Annotated in this window: 20 protein-coding genes and 1 pseudogene; 9 read left to right on the top strand and 12 right to left on the bottom strand. The window is 73.5% G+C overall.

Annotated elements, in window-relative coordinates; all coding sequences use genetic code 11:
* Positions 1-35 precede the first annotated feature (35 nt).
* From GD748_RS17650 to GD748_RS17640, 3 genes are all read right to left on the bottom strand, one after another.
* Positions 36-242, bottom strand: coding sequence for a cold-shock protein (locus GD748_RS17650; protein WP_043498042.1), 207 nt, complete (start codon positions 240-242; stop codon positions 36-38).
* Between the two features lie 258 nt (positions 243-500).
* Positions 501-1952 carry an MFS transporter gene (locus GD748_RS17645; protein WP_226921583.1) on the bottom strand — a complete coding sequence of 484 codons (1452 nt, stop codon included), beginning with the start codon at positions 1950-1952 and terminating at the stop codon, positions 501-503.
* Positions 1953-2203: 251 nt separating this feature from the next.
* Entirely contained in the window at positions 2204-3136 is a 933-nt protein-coding gene (locus GD748_RS17640; RefSeq protein WP_152196556.1) for a PAC2 family protein, read from the bottom strand.
* 239 nt (positions 3137-3375) lie between these two features.
* On the opposite strand from GD748_RS17640, the gene GD748_RS17635 reads away from it, so the two are divergent.
* The 3 genes from GD748_RS17635 to mgrA all read left to right on the top strand — a co-directional run bounded on the left by GD748_RS17635 (position 3376) and on the right by mgrA (position 8013).
* Positions 3376-5661, top strand: coding sequence for a HelD family protein (locus tag GD748_RS17635; protein ID WP_152196555.1), 2286 nt, complete (start codon positions 3376-3378; stop codon positions 5659-5661).
* Between the two features lie 77 nt (positions 5662-5738).
* Positions 5739-6959: a phosphoglycerate dehydrogenase gene (serA, locus tag GD748_RS17630; RefSeq protein WP_152196554.1), complete on the top strand. Its 1221-nt coding sequence runs from the start codon at positions 5739-5741 to the stop codon at positions 6957-6959.
* A gap of 19 nt (positions 6960-6978) precedes the next feature.
* On the top strand, positions 6979-8013 hold the full coding sequence (mgrA, locus tag GD748_RS17625; RefSeq protein ID WP_152196553.1) for an L-glyceraldehyde 3-phosphate reductase: 1035 nt from the start codon (positions 6979-6981) through the stop codon (positions 8011-8013).
* Between the two features lie 65 nt (positions 8014-8078).
* On the opposite strand, the gene GD748_RS17620 is transcribed toward mgrA, so the two are convergent.
* The 3 genes and pseudogenes from GD748_RS17620 to GD748_RS20065 all read right to left on the bottom strand — a co-directional run bounded on the left by GD748_RS17620 (position 8079) and on the right by GD748_RS20065 (position 10341).
* Entirely contained in the window at positions 8079-8813 is a 735-nt protein-coding gene (locus GD748_RS17620) for an alpha/beta fold hydrolase (RefSeq protein WP_152196552.1), read from the bottom strand.
* Positions 8814-9140: 327 nt separating this feature from the next.
* Positions 9141-9620, bottom strand: a pseudogene (nrdR, locus tag GD748_RS20070) (transcriptional regulator NrdR); the annotation flags it as partial.
* A gap of 220 nt (positions 9621-9840) precedes the next feature.
* Positions 9841-10341: a LysM peptidoglycan-binding domain-containing protein gene (locus GD748_RS20065; RefSeq protein ID WP_226921582.1), complete on the bottom strand. Its 501-nt coding sequence runs from the start codon at positions 10339-10341 to the stop codon at positions 9841-9843.
* Positions 10342-10557: 216 nt separating this feature from the next.
* On the opposite strand from GD748_RS20065, the gene lexA reads away from it, so the two are divergent.
* Together lexA and GD748_RS17600 are read left to right on the top strand one after the other, a co-directional pair.
* Positions 10558-11253, top strand: a complete 696-nt coding sequence (lexA, locus tag GD748_RS17605; protein WP_226921579.1) for a transcriptional repressor LexA — start codon at positions 10558-10560, stop codon at positions 11251-11253.
* Between the two features lie 36 nt (positions 11254-11289).
* The gene (locus GD748_RS17600; RefSeq protein ID WP_152196549.1) at positions 11290-12864 is read left to right on the top strand and encodes an RNA-guided endonuclease InsQ/TnpB family protein; all 1575 of its coding nucleotides are present in this window, start codon (positions 11290-11292) and stop codon (positions 12862-12864) included.
* Between the two features lie 53 nt (positions 12865-12917).
* Here the strand turns inward: GD748_RS17600 and GD748_RS17595 are convergent, their stop codons facing one another.
* The 3 genes from GD748_RS17595 to hflX are packed head-to-tail and all read right to left on the bottom strand — an operon-like array spanning position 12918 to position 17574.
* The gene (locus GD748_RS17595; protein ID WP_152196548.1) at positions 12918-13925 is read right to left on the bottom strand and encodes an L-lactate dehydrogenase; all 1008 of its coding nucleotides are present in this window, start codon (positions 13923-13925) and stop codon (positions 12918-12920) included.
* A 44-nt stretch (positions 13926-13969) separates the two neighbouring features.
* Positions 13970-16000 carry an ATP-dependent DNA helicase gene (locus GD748_RS17590; protein ID WP_152196547.1) on the bottom strand — a complete coding sequence of 677 codons (2031 nt, stop codon included), beginning with the start codon at positions 15998-16000 and terminating at the stop codon, positions 13970-13972.
* Positions 16000-17574 carry a GTPase HflX gene (gene hflX / locus GD748_RS17585; RefSeq protein WP_152196546.1) on the bottom strand — a complete coding sequence of 525 codons (1575 nt, stop codon included), beginning with the start codon at positions 17572-17574 and terminating at the stop codon, positions 16000-16002. The genes GD748_RS17590 and hflX overlap by 1 nt, the downstream gene beginning before the upstream one ends.
* A gap of 243 nt (positions 17575-17817) precedes the next feature.
* Between hflX and GD748_RS17580 the strand changes: the two genes are divergently transcribed.
* On the top strand, positions 17818-18435 hold the full coding sequence (locus tag GD748_RS17580; RefSeq protein ID WP_152196545.1) for a class I SAM-dependent methyltransferase: 618 nt from the start codon (positions 17818-17820) through the stop codon (positions 18433-18435).
* A gap of 67 nt (positions 18436-18502) precedes the next feature.
* Here GD748_RS17580 and dapF read toward each other — a convergent pair whose 3' ends face one another.
* Positions 18503-19426: a diaminopimelate epimerase gene (gene dapF, locus GD748_RS17575; RefSeq protein ID WP_152196544.1), complete on the bottom strand. Its 924-nt coding sequence runs from the start codon at positions 19424-19426 to the stop codon at positions 18503-18505.
* On the bottom strand, positions 19423-20307 hold the full coding sequence (miaA, locus tag GD748_RS17570) for a tRNA (adenosine(37)-N6)-dimethylallyltransferase MiaA (protein ID WP_152815436.1): 885 nt from the start codon (positions 20305-20307) through the stop codon (positions 19423-19425). The genes dapF and miaA overlap by 4 nt, the downstream gene beginning before the upstream one ends.
* A 110-nt stretch (positions 20308-20417) precedes the next feature.
* Between miaA and GD748_RS17565 the strand changes: the two genes are divergently transcribed.
* A complete protein-coding gene (locus GD748_RS17565) occupies positions 20418-20954 on the top strand; it encodes a type III secretion system chaperone family protein (RefSeq protein ID WP_152196543.1) in 537 nt (178 codons plus the stop codon).
* Positions 20951-21514: a type III secretion system chaperone family protein gene (locus GD748_RS17560; RefSeq protein ID WP_152196542.1), complete on the top strand. Its 564-nt coding sequence runs from the start codon at positions 20951-20953 to the stop codon at positions 21512-21514. The genes GD748_RS17565 and GD748_RS17560 overlap by 4 nt, the downstream gene beginning before the upstream one ends.
* A gap of 51 nt (positions 21515-21565) precedes the next feature.
* On the opposite strand, the gene miaB is transcribed toward GD748_RS17560, so the two are convergent.
* Positions 21566-23128, bottom strand: coding sequence for a tRNA (N6-isopentenyl adenosine(37)-C2)-methylthiotransferase MiaB (miaB, locus tag GD748_RS17555; protein WP_152196541.1), 1563 nt, complete (start codon positions 23126-23128; stop codon positions 21566-21568).
* A 221-nt stretch (positions 23129-23349) separates the two neighbouring features.
* Here miaB and GD748_RS17550 point away from each other — a divergent pair, with 221 nt between their 5' ends.
* A complete protein-coding gene (locus tag GD748_RS17550; protein WP_152196540.1) occupies positions 23350-24153 on the top strand; it encodes an amino acid ABC transporter ATP-binding protein in 804 nt (267 codons plus the stop codon).
* Positions 24154-24180 lie beyond the last annotated feature (27 nt).

Here is a 24180-nt window from a genome sequence, read left to right as displayed (position 1 = left end):
CCCCTCGGCGGCCGGGGTGCCGGCCGACGATCAGGTCAGAGAGCGCGGACGTTCTCGGCCTGCGGACCCTTCGGGCCCTGCGTGATCTCGAACTCGACGCGCTGGGCGTCCTCGAGGGAGCGGTAGCCGTCGGACTGGATCGCCGAGTAGTGGACGAACACGTCGGGGGCGTTGCCACCGTCCTGCTCGATGAAGCCGTAGCCCTTCTCAGCGTTGAACCACTTCACGGTTCCCTGTGCCATCTTGCAATGTCCTTCCGGGACTCGGTGGGCCGGCCCGGTGCCGACCCTGGTCGTGCCGCAATACCTCGTCCCACTTCCTTGCCCGGGCGACGTCCGCCGGTGGCGGACCGCAACCCGTGGGTCCCGCCGAGGCGGCACCCGGATCGCACGTCAGGGAAACGCAGATGCAACGTCCCAAAGCATGGCAGAAGTCACGTCGGCCGTGCCAGGGAACTGCACGGCGGGCACGGGCAGGCTCCGCTCGGGCGGTCGCGAGGCTCAGGAGGGTCCTCGCGGACGGTCCCGGCGCACCCGGGCGAGGGTGTCGCGCACCGACGGGACGACGACGCCCTCCTCGGCCATCCGCCCGTGCGTGGCACGTCGTGCCAGGAGCAGGCCGCCCAGGCCGACCACCCAGAGCAGCCCCTGCGTGGCGAAGGCTGCCCGGAAGTCGTCGAGCACGTAGGCACCGTCCGGCCTGACGAGGTCGAGCACGAGACCGACGAGGAAGATCGACAGGAGCGACGCGACGAAGCCGCCGACGTTCACCAGGCCGGTCGCCGCCCCCAGACGTACCGGCGGGACGAAGGTGCGGGCGAAGTCGAACCCGATGTTGGAGGCGGTGCCCGAGAGTGTCAGCACGAGGACGAGCAGGACGAGCTGCCACATCGGCCGGGGGGTGGACGGCACGAGGACCGAGGTCCACACTGCGATGGTGGCCAGCACCGCTCCGACCACGAGCCAGGAGCGGCGCATCGGGTACCGCGACTGCAGCATGCCGGTGACGGGCCCGGTGACGATCCCCGCGAGCGCGGCGATGGTCAGCAGGGTGCTGGCGCCCCGCGTGCTCACCCCCTGGCCGGCCGTGAGGAACGGCACGCCCCACAGGAGTACGAACGTGTTGGTCGGGAAGAGCGAGACGAAGTGGGTGAAGAAGCCGAGCCAGGTGCCGGGCTCGGCGAGCACGGCACGCATCGGGACCGGTGCGGCGGCCGGAGCCTCCACCGGGGCGGCCGGCATCTCCGCGCCGGTGCCGACCGGCTGGACGGCGTCCGGGCTCCCCGGGGCGGGCGACACCTCCGTGGTGGTGCCGCCGGCCCGGTGGGCTTCCGTGGTCGGTGCGCGGCCAGGCTGCGTCGCCGTGGTCGCCGGGCGGTCGCGCACCACGACGAGGGCGACGGCGCCCATGAAGACGCCCGCACCGGCCAGCGAGGCGAACGCCGTCGTCCATCCGAAGGCGAGCAGCACCGCCATGAACGGGACGGCGGAGATGATCTGGCCCGTCATCCCGATGATCCCGGTCAGCTGCGTCAGCAGCGGGACGCGCCGGGCCGGGAACCAGGCCGGGATCAGGCGAAGCACGGAGACGAAGGCGGTGGCGTCGCCGACACCGACGAGGACGCGGGCCACGAGGGCCAGCGGGAGCGTGTCGACAACGGCCAGGAGCAGCTGGCCGAGCGCCAGGACGACGGCGCCCGCGGCGATGACCTTGCGCGAGCCGACCCGGTCGAGCAGCATCCCGACCGGAACCTGGGCGGCGGCGTAGACGGCGAGCTGGACCACCGAGAACATCGACAGCGTCGACGCGGAGATGTCGAACCGCTCGGCGGCCTGCAGCCCGGCGACCCCGAGCGAGGTCCGGCCCGTCACGGCGACGATGTAGGCGACCAGGCCGGCACCCCAGACCGTCAGCGCCACCCGGGTGGGGGCCGGCGCGTGGAAGGGGGACACGCCCGCCATTGTCCCCGTCGGCGACGTGATGCGCGGCACGGGGCCGGTCCGCGGACCGCATGAGACTGCTCACACGGGCGGCGCGGCCCTGCCGGTGGTCTGACCACGGCCGACGGCGGTCTTGTGCCGCGGCTGTGTCAGGCCTGGTCGTGCTCCTCGGACCCGGCCGTCGTCGTCAGGCTTGGTCGACCTCGTCGGGCCCGGCAGTCGTCGTCAGGCTTGGTCGACCTCGTCCGGCCCGGCCGTCGTCGTCAGGCCTGCTCGTCCTCGGGCGAGCCGCCCCGCTGCTCGGCGAGGAACGCCTCGAGCTCGGCGCCGATCTCCTCGGCCGTCGGCAGCTCGCCCGGCTCGGCCAGCAGCGTGGTGTGGCTGGGCTGGGCGGCGGCCTCCATGTAGGCGTCGTACTGCTGCTCCAGCGCGTGGACCACGGCACCCACCTCTTCCGAGGCGGAGACCTGGGCCTCGATCTGGAGCGCCGTCTCCGCGGCCGCGGCCTCGAGCTCACCGACCGGCAGCGCGAGGCCCGTGTTCGCCGCGATCTGCCGGATCAGCTCGGCGGCGGCCTGCGGGTACTCGGACTGGGCGAGGTAGTGCGGGACGTTGGCGGCGAAGCCGAGCGCGTCGTGGCCCCGACGACCGAGACGCAGCTCGATCAGCCCGGCGACGTTCCCCGGCACCTGCACCCTGCCCATCATGTGACGCTGCGGGTCCACCAGGCCGGTACGGGTGGCATGGCTCGTCACCGTGGTCGGGCGGGTGTGCGGCACCGCCATGGGGATCCCGTGCACCCCGATGGTGCGCTGGACGCCGAGCTCCTCGACCAGGTCGACCACCGCGGCCGTGAACCGGTCCCACTGCAGGTCTGGCTCGGGCCCGTGCAGGAGCAGCATCTCGGTGCCCTCGTCGTCGCGCAGCAGGTCAAGGGCGATGACGGGCTCGTCGTAGTCGGTGAAGCGCCAGTCCTCGAAGGTCATCGCCGGGCGCCGCGAGCGGTAGTCCACCAGCGCGTCGGAGTCGAACGTCACGATCCGCTCGGCGGGCAGGGAGTCGAGGAGGTGACGTGCCACCACCTCACCGGCGTGGCCCGCGTCCAGGGAGCCGCGCAGGGCGTGGACGAGCACCGGTACCGGTACGGCGTCGAATGCCTCTGGGCTGCGGGAGTACAGGTCCTGGGGATCGCGCATGCTCGGCGCTCCTCTCACGTCGGTCGAAGTATCTGTCACTCATAACAGCACCGGCCGCGGCATCATTCCACGACCGCTCCGGCGGGCCGCGTCCGGTCCGCCCAGGGGCCCGGCCCGGGACCGGGGCGAACAGGTCGGCACGCAGGCCCGCGGTGACCGATAATGGATGGCCGTGCCGACGGGCACGACCGTCCCCGGGCGGAGGAGCAGGACGAGGAGTGCGTGTGCCAGGAGAGGCGATGCCCGAGCAGGTCGAGGTGCCGGTCGCGACGGCCTCGGCCGTCGAGGCCGAGCAGGCCTACGTCGACGTCGTGTACGCCCGGCTGGACGAGCTGCGCGCCTCCTACGGCGCCCGCCTCGCCGAGGTGCGCAGGGACGGGCCGTCCGGCTCCCCGCAGAACCGCTCGGAGCGCGACGCGTTCGCCGCGCACTACTCGGACACGGTCGCCCGCCTCGACCACGTGGAGAACCGTCTCGTCTTCGGCCGGCTCGACCTCCACGGCACTGCCGAGCCCCGCTACGTGGGCCGAATCGGCATGTCCGACGCAGAGCACGACCAGCTGCTGGTCGACTGGCGCGCCCCGAGCGCCCGCCCCTTCTACCAGGCGACCGCCGCCCACCCGGGCGACGTCGTCCGCCGTCGGCACCTCATGACCCGCGGCCGCAAGGTCGTGGCCGTCGAGGACGAGCTCCTCGACACCGACCACGTCGACGCCCGGATCACCGACGACCTCACCGGCGAGGGGGCTCTCTTCGCCGCGATGTCGGCCGCCCGCGAGGGACGGATGAGCGACATCGTCGCCACCATCCAGGGCGAGCAGGACGCCGTGATCCGGTCCTCGCTCGACGGGGTGCTGGTGGTCCAGGGCGGACCGGGCACGGGCAAGACGGCGGTCGCCCTCCACCGGGCGGCCTACCTGCTCTACGCCCACCGCGAGCGTCTGCAGCGGTCGGGCGTGCTGCTCGTGGGACCGTCCCGGGTGTTCCTGCGCTACATCGAGCAGGTGCTGCCGTCGCTGGGCGAGTCCGACGTGGTGGCCACCACCATGGCCGACCTCCTGCCCGGCACCCGGGCGACGGCGTCCGAGCCCGCGGAGGTGGCCGAGGTCAAGGGCCGCACCGTCATGGCCCAGGTGCTCTCGCGCGCAGTGCGTGCCCTGCAGCGGGTGCCCGAGGCGGTCCAGGAGCTCGACGTCGAGGGCGTGAAGCTGCACCTGCGCCCCGAGGACGTGCGCACAGCGATGGCCCGGGCGCGCCGGACGGGCCTGCCGCACAACCAGGCCCGGGACACCTTCGCCCTGGCGATGCTCGACGTCCTCGTGCGCGAGTACGCGGCGGCGCGCGGCGGCGACGACGGTGAGGACGCCGACGACCGGGCGTACCTGCGCGAGGACGTGCGTACGGCGCGCGACGTCAAGGTCGCGATCAACCTGTGCTGGATGCCCACCACGGCCCACGGTCTGCTCGAGCGTCTCTACTCCCGGCCCGAGCTCCTGGGCCGGCACGCGCGGTCCCTGTCGGCCGAGGACCGTGCGCTGCTCCGCCGGGAGAAGGGCGCGGCGTGGACGGTCGCCGACGTGCCGCTGCTCGACGAGCTCGCCGAGCTGCTCGGCCCGCACGAGCAGGCCGAGTCGAACCGGACCGCGGCCGAGGCCCGGATGCGCGCCGCCGAGGAGCTGCGCTACGCCCAGGACGCGATCACCTCGCAGGGCCTGGGCATGGGGATGGTCAGCGCGGAGATGCTGGCCGAGCGGTTCACCGCCACCGGCCCGAGGCTGACGACGGCGGAACGCGCCGCGGGCGACCGCACCTGGACCTACGGGCACGTGGTCGTCGACGAGGCGCAGGAGCTCTCCCCGATGGCCTGGCGTGCCCTGCTGCGCCGCTGCCCGTCCCGCTCGATGACCGTGGTGGGGGACCTGGCCCAGCGCAGCGGGCACCGGCCGGCCGCCTCCTGGTCCCAGGTCCTCGGCCGGGCGGCGAGCGAGCACGTGCGCGAGGCCGTGCTGACCGTGAGCTATCGCACCCCGGCGACCGTGATGGACGCGGCCACGGCGGTCATGACGGCCCAGGGGGCCGAGCCCACGTACCCGGTCCGCGCCGCCCGCGACCTGCCCGGGGCGCTGGCGGTCACCGCGTCCGCCCGTGGCGAGCTCGTGGCGACCACCGCCGAGGTGGTGCGCGCGGAGCTGGCCGGCCTGGACGACACCGACGGCCCGGGGGCCGGCCGCGTCGCGGTGATCGTCCCGCTCGGCCGGGTGCCGGCCGTCCTCCCGGCGCTGGCCGAGGACCCCGGCCTGAGGGCGGCGCTGACCGCCCCGGACGGCGACCCGCTCGGTGCCCGGGTCGCGGTGCTGGACGCGGTCGAGGCCAAGGGGCTGGAGTACGACGTCGTGGTCCTGGTGGAGCCGGCGGCGGTCCTCGAGGGCGGTCCGGGTGACCTGTACGTGGCGATGACCCGACCCACGCGTCGTCTCCACGTCGTCCACGCCGACGACCTCCCGGCGGGTCTCCCGGCCTCCTGAGCGTCGCCGGGTGGACGCCTCCGTCCACGACATGGACGCACTTGCTCCGCATCCCGAGACAGGCGGACGATGGACCGGTGGCTCGCGCACTGCTCCTGGAGAACCCGCACACCGACGCCGACCCGATCCTGGCCGCGGCCGGGCTCGAGGTCGTGCGCCACCCCAGCGCCATGGACGAGGACGAGCTCATCGCCGCCCTCGACGGCGTCGACGTGCTGGGGATCCGGTCCACCACCCACGTGACCGAGCGGGTGCTGGCGGCGCACCCGGGACTGACCGCGATCGGCACCTTCTCGATCGGCACCAACCAGATCGACCTGCGCGCGGCCGCACGCCGCGGCATCGCGGTCTTCAACGCCCCGTTCTCGAACACCCGCTCCGTGGTGGAGCTCGCGGTCGGCGAGATCATCGCGCTGACCCGCCGGCTCACGGTCCGCGACAAGGCGCTGCACGCCGGGGTCTGGGACAAGACCGCCGCCGGGTCGCACGAGGTCCGCGGCCGCACCCTGGGCATCATCGGGTACGGCAACATCGGCACCCAGCTCTCCGTCGTCGCCGAGGCGCTCGGCATGCGGGTGGTCTTCTTCGACAACGCCGAGAAGCTCGCGCTGGGCAACGCCCACCGGATGGGCTCGCTCGCCGAGGTCCTCGCCGTCGCCGACGTCGTCACGCTGCACGTGGACGGCCGCGCCGGCAACGCCGGGATGTTCGGGCGCGAGCAGTTCGACCAGATGAAGCACGGCGCCGCCTTCCTCAACCTCTCGCGCGGCTTCCTCGTCGACTACACCGCCCTGCGGGAGAAGATCCTGGACGGGTCGATCTCGGGCGCGGCCGTCGACGTCTTCGCCGACGAGCCGCGCAAGAACGGCGACCCCTTCGACTCCGAGCTCCGCGGCCTGCCCAACGTCATCCTCACCCCGCACGTCGGCGGGTCCACGCAGGAGGCCCAGGTCAACATCGGGCACTTCGTGGCCGGCAAGCTGAGCAAGTACTACCGCGCGGGCGCCACCGACCTGTCGGTCAACCTGCCGCGCCTGACCCTGGAGCCGTCCGACGCGGCGCGCTACCGGGTCGCCTTCGTCCACCGCAACACCCCCGGTGTGCTGGCCCTGGTCAACCAGACCTTCGCCGAGCACGGGGCGAACATCGAGGGGCAGATCCTCGGGACCCTGGGCGAGATCGGCTACGTGGTCACCGACATCAGCTCCGAGCTGCCGCGCGAGGCCGTCGAGGCGGTGCGCCAGATGGAGGACACCCTCCGCCTGCGCGTGATGGTCCGGCCCAGCGGACGCGACTGACCCGCGTTACGGTCGGGACATGTTCACCCCCGCTCCCGAGCGCTACGACTCCATGACCTACCGCCGCTGCGGCCGCAGCGGCCTGGACCTGCCGGCCATCGCCCTCGGGCTCTGGCAGAACTTCGGCGAGGCGAACCCCTACGAGGTCCAGCGGGACATCGTCCTGCGTGCCGTCGACCTGGGCATCACGCACATCGACCTGGCGAACAACTACGGTCCCCCGCCGGGCTCCGCCGAGAAGCACTTCGGCAGGATGCTCGCCGAGGACCTGACGGACCTGCGCGACGAGCTCGTCATCTCCACCAAGGCCGGCTACGAGATGTGGCCCGGCCCCTACGGCGACGGCGGCTCGCGCAAGTACCTGCTCGCCTCGCTGGACCAGTCGTTGCGCCGCATGGGCCTGGACTACGTCGACATCTTCTACTCGCACCGGTTCGACCCGACGACGCCGCTGCGCGAGACCCTCGGTGCGCTCAAGACGGCCGTGGACTCCGGACGCGCCCTGTACGCCGGCATCTCCTCCTACTCCGCGGAGCGGACGCAGGAGGCTCTGGCGATCGCCGACGACATCGGGCTGGAGATCAGGGTCCACCAGCCCTCCTACTCCCTGCTCAACAGGTGGGTCGAGGAGGGCGAGCCGAGCCTGCTCGACGTGCTCGGCGACGCCGGGATCGGCTCGGTCGTGTTCTCACCGCTGGCCCAGGGCATGCTCACCGACAAGTACCTCGACGGCATCCCGGCGGGCTCCCGGGCTGCCCGAGGTGGCTCGCTGCGCCAGGAGTTCCTCAACGAGCGGACGCTGACGCACGTACGGGCACTGAACGAGATCGCCACCGAGCGAGGACAGACCCTCGCACAGATGGCGATCGCGTGGGTCCTGCGGGACCCACGGGTCACCACCGCGCTGGTGGGCGCCTCGAGCGTGGCCCAGCTGGAGAGCTCGGTCGGCGCGCTGGAGAACCTGGACTTCTCCGACGACGAGCTCGACCGGATCGACCGGCATGCCGTCGATGCCGGCATCAACATCTGGGCGCCGCGGTCCTCGACCCTCTGACCGAGACCGACGTCCGTGGGCCGGTTGCTCAGCGCGCCGGCTGCGCGGCGGGCCGGGCGCTCGGCTCAGCGCGCGACGGCGCTCGTCGCCACGTCGCCGATGATCGCGGCGAGCTCTGCAGGCTTCGACCACATCGGCCAGTGCCCCGTCGGCAGGTCGGTGAGCGTCAGGGCGCGATGCTCGAGCAGGCCGGCGAGGAACGGCACGCCCTGCTTCGCGTACGCGAGGTAGTCGGCAGCCGGGAACGCGGTACAGACGATCGTCCCGGGCACGTCCAGACGCCGCTCGTCAGTGAGCCGCACCACGTCACGGACCGTGCCGGCCGGCTGCGGCACGGCACGACGTCGGAACTCCTCGAGCTGGGCGTCGGTGAGGTCACGCATCGAGCCCTGCTGGAACTCGTCCTCCCACTGCGCCTCGAGCGTCAGCTCGTCCCCCTCGAGGGAGGAGTCCATCGCGGCGCCGTCGACGACCGGCGCCGTGTCGACCCAGACCGTGCGCGCGACGCGGTCGACGTTGCGGTCGATCGCGGCGGTCGCCGGGAGTGCTGCGCCGCTGTGCGCGACGAGCACGACCGGCCCGTCGCCCACGAGCGCCTGCTCGATCGCCGTGACGTGGTCCTCGAGCGAGACGTCGGCCGGCGAGGGGTGGTCGGGCTCGAGACCGGGGAGCGTGAGCGCGGTGACCTGATGGCCCTGCTCCTGCAGGAGCCGGGCCACCTCGTCCCATGCCCATGCCCCCAGCCAGAAGCCGGGCACGAGGACGATGCGGGCGGTCTGCGGGCCTGTCGGGGTATCCATGCCGACGAACGCTAACGCTACGTGCCCACACCGGGCCAGGTCGGAACGGGGCGGTCGGGCTAACCGTCGGTGGTGGCGGCTTCCCCTCCGCCACCACCGACGGAGTCAGTGCGCCGGAGCCTGGTCGGGCTCGACGGCTGCGCCCAGGCTAGCGGAACCTCCGTGACCCCGTCCCGCAGACTGGTCGGCGTCCGACGCCTCCTCGAGGTGCGCGGTCCCCGCACGGCCGTCGGCACGGGCACCCGTGCCCGAGACGTCGGCGTCGTGCGTGCCGCCCGGTGCCACGGCACCGGCGGGATGCACGGCGTCGGCACCCGCGGCGTCGACATCGGCGCCCGCGTCGCCTCCCGCCGCACGCTCCTCGTGGTCGGCGCGCAGGGTAGCGATGGCGTCCTCGAAGTCCTCCAGGCTGGCGAACGACGAGTACACGCTGGCGAACCGCAGGTAGGCCACCTCGTCGAGCCGGCGCAGCGGCCGCAGGATCGCGAGACCGATCTCGTGCGCGTCGATCTGAGCGGCCCCGGAGGCACGGACGGCCTCCTCGACCTGCTGCGCGAGCAGGGCGAGATCGTCGTCGGAGACCGGACGGCCCTGACATGCCTTGCGCACGCCGGCGACCACCTTGTCGCGACTGAACGGCTCGCTGGCCCCGGAGCGCTTGACGACGGTCAGGCTCGACGTCTCCACGGTGGAGAAGCGGCGCCCGCAGGACGGGCACTGCCGTCGCCGGCGGATCACCGAGCCGTCCTCGGCGGTGCGCGAGTCGATCACCCGCGAGTCGGCGTGACGGCAGAACGGGCAGTGCACCGAGAAGCTCCTCCCTGCGTCCGTCGCGCCCCGGGCCTGCCCTCCACGGTGCGGCGGGTCAGGCTCGGCGCCGACCGGATCGGACGCCTGAGGCACCGTAGGTCCGGGCGCCCCCGGCGCGCAAGCAGCCGGTGGCGCAGCCGTCCGGAGCACGGCGGGCGTCCGCGTGAGCCGTGGATCCCGCTCGCCGCGCACCTGCTCGATCCGCCCGGAGCAGTGCTCAGCCGGCCGGGACGAACAGCTGCTGGCCGGCGCGGATGTCGGCGCCCACGAGGCTGTTGAGCTCGGCGATCTCGGCGATGACGTCGCGCACGTCGTCGCCGGGCGCCGCCGCGGCACCGGCGACCGTCCACAGCGTCTCTCCCGGCGCGACCGTCACGGTGACCACCTCACCGGCGGAGCCGGAGGAACCGGCGGTGCCGATCCAGGCGCCGATGCCGACCGAGATGGCCGTGGCGATCACCAGCGCGAGCACGACCAGCACCCGACGACCACGGACCGTCAGCCGCATCGGCGCGGAGGTGGGGACCGTCCGGACAGCAGCGGCGGGCACCGGACGGACCACGGGTGCCCGGGATGGTGCCGGCGTCGGGACGAAGCCGGGGCCGACGAGCTGGAGGGTGCCCCGCCGGGCGCCGCGCGCCGGCGCCCCGGCGGCGCTTCCGCGGGTCGGGCGGGCAGGCGCGGGCTGCCAGGTCGGCTGGACCACGAGTGCACTCATGTCAATCTCCCTCGAACTGCTGTTCGTAGAACGTCTGTACGTCACAGTAGAGGCAAGTCCCCGAGTTGTCGACACACCGTCGAACAGATGTTTGGCATCCCGGCCGATCGCTCCTACGCTGGCACCACGAAGCACATCAGCGACCACTGACATCGGCGGATCCGTGACCGGGCCGCCTCCCCGAACCGGGCGACCCCGCCAGGAAGGACCGCCGTCGTGAGCAGCGTCGAGAACACCCCGAATGAGCAGCCGGACGCGCCGGGCGTCGGGGCGGTGACCGAGCGTCAGCGCCTCATCCTCGAGACGATCCGCACGGCGGTGACCGACCGCGGGTACCCGCCGAGCATGCGCGAGATCGGTCAGGCCGTCGGGCTGACGAGCCCCTCCTCCGTCAAGCACCAGCTCGGCGTGCTCGAGCGCAAGGGCCTGCTGCGGCGGGACCCGAAGCGCCCCCGGGCCATCGAGCTGACCGACGGCGTGCGCGACGTCGCGTCCGGTCCGCTCGGGGTCGTGGACGGCGAGGGGCTCGCCGCCGGGGCACCGACCTACGTCCCGGTGGTCGGGCGGATCGCAGCGGGCGGGCCGATCCTGGCCGAGCAGGCCGTCGAGGACGTCTTCCCGCTGCCGCGCCAGCTCGTCGGCGACGGTGAGCTGTTCCTGCTGAGAGTGGTCGGGGAGTCGATGGTCGACGCCGCGATCTGCGACGGCGACTGGGTCGTCGTGCGGCGCCAGCCGGTCGCCGAGAACGGTGAGATCGTCGCGGCGATGCTCGACGGCGAGGCCACCGTCAAGACCTTCCAGCGCAGGGACGGGCACGTGTGGCTGCTGCCGCAGAACCCGGCCTTCTCGCCGATCGCCGGCGACGAGGCCCAGGTGCTCGGCCGCGTCGTGACCGTGCTGCGCAGCCTGTGATCTAGGGCACGTCTCCTTAGCCGTCCTCGTCGCGTCGTGCTCGGGGAGGGGCCGTGTCATCGTCCTGGTTCGCGCGGGGCCTGTGGACTGGGTGTCGGGCCCGCCTGTGTGGAGAGCGGATCGGTGTTGTGGGTGGGTCCTGGCAGCGTTCGTGGTGTGGGTAGGCATACGACGTTTCGTTTCTGTCTCGATCCGACGGTCGAGCAGGAGCGGGTGCTGTCGCGGCATGTGGGTGCGGCCAGGTTCGCGTACAACCAGTGTCTGCGGCTCCATCTCAACGCCAGGGCAGGTCGTGGCGGCGCCCACAAAGGCGAGTACGCCGCCGATGTCGGTGCTGCGGTGCCGTGGTCGGGGTTCGACCTGATCAATGCGTTCAACGCGTGGAAACGCTCCCCCGGGGCCGGGCGCCGGTTCGTCGTCGACACCGGCGGTGTGGTCGAGGTCGAGACCACCGGGCTGGCATGGCGGACCGAGGTTCTGGCGCAGGTGTTCGAGGAGGCTGCGGTCGATCTGGGCCGCGCGCTGAGTGCGTGGACCGACAGCGGCCAGGGCGGCGGGGCGGGGCGCAGGGCCCGGCACCCGCGGTTCAAGAAGAAGACCACGACCGGGTCGTTCCGGGTACGGAACAAGGTCTCCGGTGCTCGTGCCGGGATCCGGGTCGGTGGCGATCGTGCCCGGCAGGTGACGTTGCCGAAGATCGGGACGTTGCGCGTCCGTGACGACACCCGGCGGCTGCGTCGGATGATCGCCAAGGGCCGCGCCCGCATCCTGTTCGCGACCGTCTCCCGTGGTGCGGGGCGGTGGTGGATCGCGCTCACGGTCGAGGCCGCCGACCTCCACCCGGACGTCCAGCACCGCACTCGGGCGGGCGACGACACCTCGGGGTGGGTGGGCGTGGACCGGGGCCTGACCGCCCTGGTCGTCGCCGCCACCGCCGAGGGTGAGCAGATGCTGCGTGTCGACGACGCCCCCAGGGCGCTCAAGACCGCGGCACGACAGACCCGTCGGCTGTCCCGGGCCGTGGCTCGAAAACAGAAAGGATCATCGAACCGGGCCCGGGCGGCCGCCCGACTGGCTCGTCATCACGCCCGCGTGCGGGCACGTCGGCTCCACTTCTTGCACCAGGTCTCCGGTGCGCTGGTCAAGACCCACGACCGGCTCGCCCTCGAAGACCTCAACATCGCGGGAATGCTGACCAACCACCACCTCGCCGCCGCGATCTCCGACGCCGCCTGGGGCGAGCTGGCCCGACAGATCACCTACAAGCAGGCCTGGGCCGGCGGCCAGGTCCTCCACGTGGACAGGTGGTTTGCCTCGTCGAAGACCTGCAGCGGCTGCGGCCACCACGACAAGGACCTCACCCTCGCCGTCCGGGTCTACCGGTGCGTGGTGTGCGGACTGGTCATCGACCGCGACCTCAACGCCGCCGCCAACCTCGCCGCCTGGGCCACCGACCACACCCGTGGCCCGGCAGCCCTGGCCGGGGACCGTCAAGCAGACGGCCCCGTGACCAACGCCCACCGACGGGACGGCTCTGGCCCGCGCACCAGCGCAGGCGAAACCAGCCCGGACGACGTGGGAACCGGACCCCAGACCACCACACCGGTCTGAGCCCGGACGCCCGAGAAGGGCGGTGCCCCTCAACCACGATTGAGAGACACGCTTTAGAACCCGAATCGCTTGATCACCGCGCGCACCGACTCCGCGCTGCGCTGCAGGCCGGACCGCTCGACCTCGGTGACGACCGGCACGAGGCGGCGGCCGACGCCGTCCTGCGCGACGACGCTGGGCACCGAGAGGCACACGTCGGAGATCTCGAGGTAGTCCTCGAGCAGGGACGAGACCGACAGCACCCGGTGCTCGTCACGCAGGACGGCCTCGATGATCCGGACGACCGCGAGCCCGATGGCGTAGTTGGTCGCGCCCTTGCCAGAGATGATCCGGTAGGCGGACTCCACGACCTCGGCGGCGATCCGGCCCCGGACCGCCTCGTCGAGCAGGCCGCCGTCGACCGTCTGCCCCCACTGCAGGAGCGGCACGGCGCCGATCATGGCCGAGCTCCACAGCGGGATCTCGGAGTCGCCGTGCTCGCCGGCGACGTAGGCGTGCACGTTCTGCACGGCGACGCCGCACTCACGGGCGACCAGATACCGCAGCCGTGAGGTGTCCAGCACCGTGCCCGAGCCGAAGAACTGGTTCTCCGGGAGGCCGGAGATCTTCAGCCCCGCGTACGTGACGACGTCGACGGGGTTCGCCACCATCACGTAGGTGGCGCGCGGGGCGACGTCGACCAGCTGGGGCAGCAGGTCGCGCATGATGTCGATGGTCGCGCCGGCGAGGTCGAGGCGGGACTGGCCGGGCCTCTGCTTGGCGCCGGCGGTGATGATGACGACGTCGGCGTCGGCGCAGATGGCGACGTCGTCGGAGCCTGCGACGGTTCCCATGGGGGTGAACTGGATGCCGTGCGCGATGTCGAGCGCCTCGGCCTCGACCTTGGCCCTGTTCTGGTCGAAGAGGACGACCTCCCGGGCGGCCCCGCGCAGCAGGCATGCGTACGCCAGGGTGGACCCGACCACCCCGGCGCCGACGATGGCGACCTTGCTGGGGCGCCGCTCGGTGGTGCGCCCCTCCCCCAGGAGCTCGGTACGCCCACCCACCTCGGTCTGCCCCATGACCACTCTCCTGACTGTTACGTGCCGGTCGCCCTCAGCACACCCTAGGCGAGCGCGGAGGTGGCGGCAGCCAGCCGGCGCAGGGCCCCGCGGGCGACCTCGCCGTCGTGCGTGCGCCACAGGGGCGGCATCGAGCGGGTGAGGAACGTGCCGTAGCGCGCCGTGGCGAGACGGGGGTCGAGCACGGCGACGACACCCCGGTCGGCGGTGGTGCGCACGAGGCGGCCCGCGCCCTGGGCGAGCAGGAGGGCCGCGTGCGTCGCGGCCACCGACATGAATCCGTTGCCGCCGGCGGCCGCGACCACCTCGGAGCGGGCCGCCTTCACCGGGTCGTCCGGCCTCGGGAACGGGATGCGGTCGATGACCACCAGGCGACACGTGGGGCCGGGCACGTCCACGCCCTGCCAGAGCGACAGCGTGCCCACGAGGCTGGTCGCCTCGTCGGCGGCGAAGGCACGGACCAGGGTGGGGAGCTGGTCGTCCCCCTGGCAGAGCACCGGGGTGTCGAGCTCGGCGCGCAGCCGCTCGGCCGCGGCCTCGGCGGCCCGCCGCGAGGAGAAGAGGCCGAGGGTCGCGCCGCCCGCGGCCCGCACCAGCTCCACGAGCTCGTCCAGGCTCTGCTCGCTCGTGCCGTCCCTGCCGGGCGGCGGCAGGTGCCGGGCGATGTAGAGGATGCCCTGGCGGGGGTAGTCGAACGGTGAGCCGACGTCGAGCCCCGTCCACGGAGTCTGTGTGTCCAGCGGCAGGCCGAGTGCACGGGCCATCGGGTCGAAGGTGCCGCCCAGGGTCAGGGTGGCCGAGGTCAGCACCGCCGCGCGCCCCTCGAGCAGCCCGCCGGCGACGGAGCCGGCGACATCGAGCGGGGCCAGACGCAGCCGGGGCTGCTCCATCCCGCCGCGGGGCCGCTCGCACCACAGCACGTCCCGGCGCTGCGCCACGCCGTCGCCGAGGAGCCGCTCGGCCACCTCGTGCAGGATCACCATGGCGGAGCGGGCCATCGCCCGGGCGCCGGCGTCGTCGGCGCCTGCGCCTGCCTCAGGCTTCATCGCGCCGATCGCCTCTCGCGAGCCGGCCTCGACCAGGACGACGGCGTCACGCAGCCCGGCAGGCAACCCGTCCGGCAGCCGGCCGTCCGGGACGACCTCGAGCCGGGCACGAAGGGCGGCTGCCGCCGCGTCGAGGCTGTCGAGGTTGACGCCGGCGTGCCGGCGGGCCAGGCGTGCGGTGCGCTCGACCACGCCGGCGCTGAGCTCACCGGTCGACTGGGCGGTGACCCGGTCCGCCAGCTCGTGGGCCTCGTCGACGACGAGCACGTCGTGCTCCGGCAGCACGTTCGGTGAGCCGGACGCCGCGATGCCGAGCATGGCGTGGTTGGTCACCACGACGTCGGCGTCGCGGGCGGACTGGCGGGCCGCCTCCGGGAAGCACTCGGCGAGCATGGGGCACCTGCCGCCCAGGCACTCCATCTTCGTCACCGACACCTGACGCCATGCGCGCTCGCTCACGCCGGGGACGAGATCGTCACGGTCGCCGGTGTCCGTCTCCTCCGCCCACGCGCGCAGCCGCAGGACCTGCTCCCCGAGAGAGCCACGGTCCCCGGCGGCCGCCGCGGCGGGCTGCGGCACGTCGGGCGTGGGGGCCGCCGGGTCCACGCCGGTCGCGGCGGAGGCGGAGAAGAGCCCCGGCTCCTCGTCCGCCGGGTAGCCGCCGGCGACCTTGTGCTTGCACAGGTAGTTGTGCCAGCCCTTGAGGAGCGCGACGTCGGGCCGGCTGCCGGTGCGGGCCGCGACCACGTCCGCGACGCGGGGTGCGTCGTGGACGAGGACCTGACGCTGCAGCGCGAGGGTGGCGGTGGAGATGACGGCCCGTCTGCCGGTGCTGACGGCGTGCGCGAGGACGGGGACGAGGTAGGCCAGCGACTTCCCCGTGCCCGTGCCCGCCTGCACGAGGAGGTGCTTCTCCTCCTCGAGGGCCCGTGTCACCGCCTCGGCCATGCGTTGCTGGCCCTCGCGAGGGCTGCCGCCCAGGGCGGTGACGGCGTCGGCGAGGAGGGTGGCGGTGTCGGGCGCGGCCATCAGGAGGCCGAGCGGGCCGCGGGCGCGACGCTGTCGCCGGCCGTCGTGGCCGCGCGCAGGTCCGCGGCGAGCTCGGGGGCGACCCGGGCGTGCAGCCGGGTGCCGCCCTCGACGTACACCTCGGCGAGGATCTCGCCGTCGGTGTGCGCCCGGGAGACGAGGTCGCCGCGCGAGTAGGGCACGACCAGGTCGACCTCCTCCTCGGGACGGGGCAGCATCTCGGCGATGCGCTCGGTCAGGTCCTCCACGCCGGCGCCCGTGCGGGCCGAGACGGCGACGGCGCCCGGGTACCTGGTGCGCAGGGCGGCGAGGTCCTCGGGTGCGGCGAGGTCGGCCTTGTTCAGCACGACGAGCTCGGGCACGTCCTCCCCGCCCGGGATGTCGGCGATGACGGCCCGCACCGCCCGGACCTGCCCCTCGGGGTCGGGGTGGGCGGCGTCGACCACGTGCAGGAGCAGATCTGCCTCGGCGACCTCCTCGAGCGTGGAGCGGAACGCCTCGACCAGCTCGGTGGGCAGGGAGCGGACGAAGCCGACGGTGTCGGCCAGGGTGTAGGCGCGTCCGTCCGGCGTCGTGGCCCGGCGCACGGTCGGGTCGAGCGTGGCGAAGAGCGCGTTCTGCACGAGGACCCCGGCCCCGGTGAGCCGGTTGAGCAAGGACGACTTCCCCGCGTTGGTGTAGCCGGCGATGGCGACGGACGGGATCTTGTTCTGGCGGCGTGAGCCGCGCTTGGTCTCCCGGGCCGGTGCCATCTCCTTGATCTGGCGCCGCAGCTTGGCCATCCGGGTGCGGATGCGGCGTCGGTCCAGCTCGATCTTCGTCTCACCGGGCCCGCGGGAGCCGATGCCCTCACCGCCGGCGACCCGGCCACCGGCCTGCCGGGACATCGACTCGCCCCAGCCACGCAGGCGGGGAAGGAGGTACTCGAGCTGCGCGAGCTCGACCTGGGCCTTGCCCTCCCGGGACTTGGCGTGCTGGGCGAAGATGTCGAGGATCAGGGCGGTGCGGTCGATGACCTTGACCTTGACGATGTCCTCCAGGCTGCGCCGCTGGGAGGGGGACAGCTCGCCGTCGACGATGACCGTGTCGGCGCCGGAGGAGGCGACGAGCTCGGCGAGCTCCGCGGCCTTGCCCGAGCCGAGGTAGGTGCCCGGGTCCGGCGTGACCCGCCGCTGGAGGAGCCCGTCCAGGACCTGCGACCCGGCGGTCTCGGCCAGGGCGGCGAGCTCGCGCAGGGACACCTCGGCCATCTCCGCGGTGCCCGTCGACCAGATCCCGACGAGGACCACGCGCTCGAGCCGCAGCTGCCTGTACTCGACCTCGGTGACGTCCTCGAGCTCGGTGGACAGCCCGCCGACCCGGCGCAGCGCGGCACGCTCCTCGCGGTCGAGCTGCTCGCCGTCCAGGTCGTGCCCGGCGTCCCCTCCCGCCTGGAGGGCGGTGCCCTCCGTCGACCGGACCGAGCTGCCGGCCCGGGCGAGGATGCGCGCTACGACGTCCTCGGCCGCCTCCTGGTCGCCGGGCACCGGCTCGTGCTGCGCGGCGGGCGGGATCTGGCGGTCTGTGGGGGTCATGGTGTCCTTCCGTGGGCTACCCCTAACGATCCCATGGCGCGCGGGCCGGGGCCATCGCTTATCCACTGCCTGGCGACCCGTCCGGGGTGGCGGTGGACGGCGGTCGTGCGGACGCGCCGCCGACCGTGCGGACGACAGGGTCCGCCGGTGCCGACGACGGCGGACGACGGCCGACGACGGCGGCACTGCCACGGGATCCGACCGCACCGACGACGGCGCTGAGGTGGCCGGTATCGTGGCCCGGTGACGTCGCCCGACCACTACTTCTCCGCCGAGCCGGCCTCCCCCGACCAGCTGCGGACGCTGCGGGTGCGCCTGCGCGGCCCGGAGGTGAGCGTCCAGGCCGCGGCGGGGGTCTTCTCCGGCGACCGGCTCGACCAGGGCACGCGGGTGCTGCTCGACGCCGTCGCCGACCCGCCGGGCACCGGCACGCTGGTGGACGTCGGCTGCGGCTGGGGGCCGCTCACCCTGGCGATGGCGCAGGCCTCGCCCGGGGCACGCGTGCTGGGGGTGGACGTCAACGCGCGGGCCCGGGATCTCACCGCCCGCAACGCCGCCGCGTTGGGGCTGGACAACGTCGAGGTCCTGACGCCCGAGGAGGCGCTGGCCGCGCTGCCGCCCGCCGGCATCGACGAGATCTGGTCGAACCCGCCGATCCGTATCGGCAAGTCGGCCCTGCACGAGCTGCTGCGGACCTGGCTCGGGCGGCTCGCGCCGTCGGGGCGGGCGCACCTCGTGGTGCAGAAGAACCTCGGGGCCGACTCCCTGCACCGGTGGCTGGCCGCCGAGCTGGGGACGGACGTCGAGCGCACCGCGTCCGCCAAGGGCTTCCGGGTGCTGACGGTCCGCCCTGGCGGCTGACGAGCCGGCGTCCGCGAACCGATCCGTCCCGCGGCCGCGCCGGCCCCTTTCCCCGGCCGACCCGGCGTCAGCGCGGCGTGACGTCCGCGGTGAGGACGGCGGGACCGGTCAACGAGACCTGGTCGCCGGCGACCCGCACCAGCACCTCGCCGCCGGGGACCAGCACGCGCCAGGTGTCGGGGGCGCCGGCCCCCGCCCAGGCCCGGACGGCCAGGGCCGCCGCGCAGGTCCCCGTGCCGCAGGAGCGGGTCTCCCCCACGCCGCGCTCGAGGACGCGCATGCGCACGGTCCCGACCGTCTCCCCGTCCAGCCGGTCCTCGCCGAGCGGCACGACCAGCTCGAGGTTGGTGCCCTCCGGCGGCACGGGGTCGTAGGTGGGGGCATGGGCGAGATCTGCGGCGTCGAGCGTCGTCTCGTCGGGCAGCGCGACCACCGTGTGCGGGTTCGGCAGGGTGACGCGCAGCCCGGCACGTGGCTCCTCGAGACCGGGGACGCTCACGACGACGTCGTACCCGGCCTCCACCGCCGGCAGGCCTCCGGGCATCGCCCAGGTGCCCATCTCGACGGTGTACCGCTCGCCGGCGACGGTCACGCGCCGGGCACCGCCACGCGTGCCGACGACGATCCCCGCGCCGTCGGGCAGCTCGACGAGGCCGGCCTCGCGCAGGTAGTGGACGAACACCCGGACGCCGTTGCCGCACATCTCCGCGAGTGAGCCGTCGGCGTTGCGGTAGTCCATGAACCACTCGGCCGCCGGCTCGTCGGCGAGCAGGGCCTGGCCCTCGGGCAGCGCCCGCGAGCGCACCACCCGGATCAGGCCGTCGGCGCCGATGCCGGTGTGCCGGTCGCAGGCGGCCACGACCTCGGCCGCGGTGAGCGCCAGGGTGCCGTCGGGGTCCGGGACGAGCACGAAGTCGTTCTCGGTGCCGTGGCCGGTGACCAGGGAGCGACCCGTCAGGACGCCGAAGCGGGAGGTGGTGGCTGCGGTCATTGCTGCAGCGTACGCAGCGCGGCTCCCACGAGGTCCGGGGCGTCCGCGGGCAGCCAGTGGATCCGCGGGTCGCGGCGGAACCACTTCTCCTGCCTCCGGGCGAGCTGGCGGGTGGCGACGGTGATGGCCTCCTCCGCCTCGGCCTCGGTCATCCGGCCGGCGAGCACCTCGCGGGCCTGGGCGTAGCCGACCGCCCGCCGCGCGGTGACTCCCTCGGCCAGGCCCCGGCGGAGCAGGTGCTCGGTCTCCTCGACGAGACCGTCGGCCATCATCCGCGCGGTCCGCGCGGCGATGCGCGCGTCGAGCTCGGGACGGGCGACGGCGACGGCGAGCTGGACGGCCGGCAGCGCGTAGACGTGCTCGGGCAGGCGCGCGGAGAAGGGCTTGCCGGTGACGGCGATGACCTCCAGCGCGCGGATCACGCGCCGGGTGTTGCGGGGCTCGATCCGCGCCGCCGCGGCAGGGTCCTTGGCGGCCAGCTCGTCGTGCAGCGGACGGGTGCCGAGCCTGGCCGCCCGCTCCTCGAGCTCGGCGCGCACGGCCGGGTCGGTGCCGGGGAAGTCGAGGTGGTCCAGCACCGCGCGCAGGTAGAGCCCGGAGCCGCCGACGAGCACCGGGAGCCGGCCCCTGCCACGGACCGCGGCGACGTCGGCCCGGGCCGCCTCCTGGTACGCGAAGACGCTCGCCTCCTGCGTGACGTCCAGGACGTCGAGCTGGTGGTGGGCGATGCCGCGTCGCTCCGCGGGCGCGAGCTTCGCCGTGCCGACGTCCATGCCCCGGTAGAGCTGCATGGCGTCGGCGTTGATCACCTCCGCGGCGGTGGCACCCCCGAGCGCCTCGGCGAGGTCGAGCGAGAGCTCCGACTTGCCGGTGGCCGTCATGCCGACGACGGCGACCACCTGGGCGGCGGGGCTGAGATCCTGCACGGCGGCCAACCTACCCGCCGCGTCAGCGCACGACCGTCGGCCGCGCACACGGCTACGCTCGATCCATGGGCGTGCCCGGAGGATTCGACGAGGGCCGTCGCCCCGTCGGGCCCGCGCGGGCACCGGCCGGTGGCGCGGAGGGCTCCGCCGCCGCACGCGACGTGATCGGGCCGCTGACCCGCGACCGGGTGGCCCAGGCGCTGACCCAGCTGGGCTACCCCCTCTTCCGCGACGCCGCCGGCGACCTGGGCGCGATGTGGGCGCAGGCCGTCTTCCACGTCTACCTGCTCGGTACCGACGAGTCCGTCCTACAGGTGCGCGGCACGTGGCACCGTCGCCTGGCTATCGAGCGGCTCGGCGAGGTGCTCGAGATGATCGACCGGTGGAACCGTGAGTTCATCGGCCCCAAGACCTACGTCCGGGTCCTCGACGACGGGTTCCTCTCCGTCGTCGCCGAGACGTCGACGCCGCTCACCTCCGGGGTGAGCGACCGCCAGCTCGCCCGGTTCCTCGAGCGCGGCGTGGGCCAGGGCATGCGGGTGATGCGCGACCTCGAGGCCACCTACCCGGACCCCGCCGCCCGGCCGCCGGAGGAACGATGAGCTGGCTGAGCCGGTGGTGGGGCAGGCGGGTGGCCGTGCCGCCGCCGGAGTCGCACCCGGAGCTGCGGACGCCGGCGGCCACACCGCCGGCCCGGCCGCCGGCGGTCGCCCGCCGTCGGCAGGAACGCACCGAGATCGTCACGCCCGGCCGGCTGCGCGACGTCGTCGAGGGCCGCGGCTACGTGGTCCGCAGCGAGCCCGACGCGTCGCTGACGGGGCTGTGGGACGGCTACCGCTTCCAGCTCCGCCTGACCGGCGAGGGCCAGGAGTACCTCAGCGTCTGCGGCACCTGGGGACGCACCGTGCCGGAGGCTCTGGGCAGCGCCGTCGCCCAGGCGGTCAACGACTGGAACCGTGACCGCATCTGGCCAACGGTCTTCACCGTCACCGAGGGCGACGAGCGGACGGTGCGCACCGAGGTGATGGCCGACGTCGGAGCCGGGGCCACGGACCGTCAGCTCGTCGAGCTCGTCGAGGCCGGGCTCTCCTCCGGGGTGCAGTTCTTCCGGGCGCTCGGCGGGTCCATGCCGCCGCCGCGCGAGCCGTCGCCCGAGATCTGAGGTCGCCTGAGAGCTGGGCGAGCCGGTGGTCCTGGCCGGCTGCCGGTGACGTCAGCGGCGCAGGCTCGGCATGCCGAGGGTGACCGGGCCGCCCGGCACGGGCTCACCGTGGCCGTGCGGGTCGTCGGCGAGGCCCTCCCGTCGGGCCCAGGCGTCCCCGGCGCGGGTGCGGCGCAGCGCGAAGGCGCCGCCGGTGAGGGCGGAGTCGGCCACGAGGTGGTGCGGTGCGCCGTGGGTGACCTCGGCGGTGACCATGTCCCCGGGGCGAGGACGGTCGTCCTCCGCCAGCCCGACGGGCAGCGCGACGTGCACGAGGCGGTTGTCCGCCGCACGGCCGGTCACGCGATGGGTGGCGCCGTCCTTGCGACCCTCCCCCTCCGCGATGAGCACCTCGACGGTGCGTCCGACCTGGGCCTCGTTCTCCTCGGTGGAGATGCGCTGCTGGAGCTCGGCGAGGCGCTGGTAGCGCTCGGTGACGACCTCCTGCGGCACGGGGGGCAGGTCGGCCGCGGGCGTGCCGGGGCGCGGGGAGTACTGGAAGGTGAACGCGGACGAGAAGCGGGAGGCCTCGACGACGTCGAGGGTGGCCTGGAAGTCCTCCTCCGTCTCGCCCGGGAACCCGACGATGATGTCCGTGGTGATCGCCGCGTCGGGGATGGCGGCCCGGACGCGGTCGATGATGCCGAGGTACTTCGCCTGCCGGTACGAGCGGCGCATCGCGCGCAGGACCGTGTCGGAACCGGACTGCAGCGGCATGTGCAGGCTCGGCATGACGTTGTCCGTCTCGGCCATCGCCTCGATGACGTCGTCGGTGAAGGCCGCCGGGTGCGGGGAGGTGAATCGCACCCGCTCCAGGCCGTCGATGCTGCCGCACGCGCGCAGCAGCTTCGCGAAGGCACCGCGGTCGCCGAAGCCGACTCCGTAGCTGTTGACGTTCTGCCCGAGCAGCGTGACCTCGACGGCGCCCTGGGCGACGACGGCCTGGACCTCGGCCAGCACGTCACCGGGGCGGCGGTCGCGCTCCTTGCCACGCAGGTGGGGGACGATGCAGAAGGTGCAGGTGTTGTTGCAGCCGACGGAGATGGACACGAAGGCGGCGTAGGCGGACTCGCGCCGGGTGGGCAGGGTGGACGGGAAGACCTTGAGGGACTCCTCGATCTCCACCTGCGCCTCGGCGTTGTGCCGGGCGCGCTCGAGCAGCGCCGGCAGCACGTCGAGGTTGTGCGTGCCCAGCACCACGTCGACCCACGGCGCCTTGTCCACGATGCCCGCGCGCATCTGCTGGGCGAGGCAGCCGCCGACGGCGATCTGCATGCCCGGGCGCTCGCGCTTGACCGAGGCGAGCTGGCCGAGGTTGCCGAAGAGTCGTGTGGCGGCGTTCTCGCGCACCGAGCAGGTGTTGATGATCACGACGTCGGCCCCGCCGTCGCCGGCGTCCGTCGCCCGCGCGGCGGCCTCGGGAACGTCGGCGACGGGCCGGTAGCCGCGCTCCTCGAGCAGCCCGGCCAGGCGCTCGGAGTCGTGGACGTTCATCTGGCAGCCGAGCGTGCGCACGAGGTACGTGCGGGGCGCGGCCACGGCGGGGAGCACGGCGGGTGCGGCGGTGGAAGACATCGTGGCTGAATTGTATGCAGCCCGGGCGACCGGCGATCTAGCGGAGCCTTCGCCGGGGCACCTGCTTGGTCGCGCCCCGGCAGGATGCCCACCTCCACCCGTCCGGCCGGCGAGACCGTGCGTCGTACCTGCCCGGGCACGCCCGTCACGTGGACCTTTGTGTCCACACTGTTACCGGCGGCCGCGGGTACTCCCCTCGATGGCACGTTAGGTTGGCCCCCATGACGGACGCGAACGAGACCTCCCTCACACCCGTGACGGCGAGGTCGGGCACCGCCGGCACCCCGGGAGAGCCTCTCGTGGTGCTGTCGGACGTGAACAAGCACTTCGGTGAGCTGCACGTGCTGAAGGACATCAACCTGACCGTCTCGCGCGGCGAGGTCGTCGTCGTGATCGGCCCCTCCGGGTCGGGCAAGTCCACCCTGTGCCGCGCGATCAACCGGCTCGAGCCGATCGACTCCGGCACCATCACCATCGACGGCAGCCACCTGCCCGAGGAGGGCAAGGAGCTGGCCCGGCTGCGGGCCGACGTCGGCATGGTGTTCCAGTCCTTCAACCTCTTCGCCCACAAGTCGATCCTCGAGAACGTCACCCTCGGCCCGATCAAGGCCAAGGGCGTCAGGTCCGCCGACGCGAAGAAGCGGGCGATGGAGCTCCTCGACCGGGTGGGGGTGGCCAACCAGGCCGGCAAGCACCCCGCCCAGCTCTCCGGCGGCCAGCAGCAGCGGGTCGCGATCGCCCGTGCGCTGGCGATGCAGCCCAAGGTGATGCTCTTCGACGAGCCGACCTCCGCGCTGGACCCGGAGATGATCACCGAGGTGCTCGACGTGATGACCGCCCTGGCCAAGGAGGGGATGACGATGGTCGTCGTCACCCACGAGATGGGGTTCGCCCGCAAGGCCGCCGACCGGGTGGTGTTCATGGACGCCGGTCAGATCGTCGAGGAGTCCACCCCCGAGGAGTTCTTCACGAACCCCAAGTCCCACCGGGCGCAGGACTTCCTGTCCAAGCTGCTCAGCCACTGACCACCACGCACCAAGCGCACGATGGAT

Origin of the sequence: Georgenia subflava (genome assembly GCF_009193155.1) — a bacterium.
Classification (GTDB): domain Bacteria; phylum Actinomycetota; class Actinomycetes; order Actinomycetales; family Actinomycetaceae; genus Georgenia; species Georgenia subflava.
This window is presented reverse-complemented; position numbering and strand designations above follow the sequence as displayed.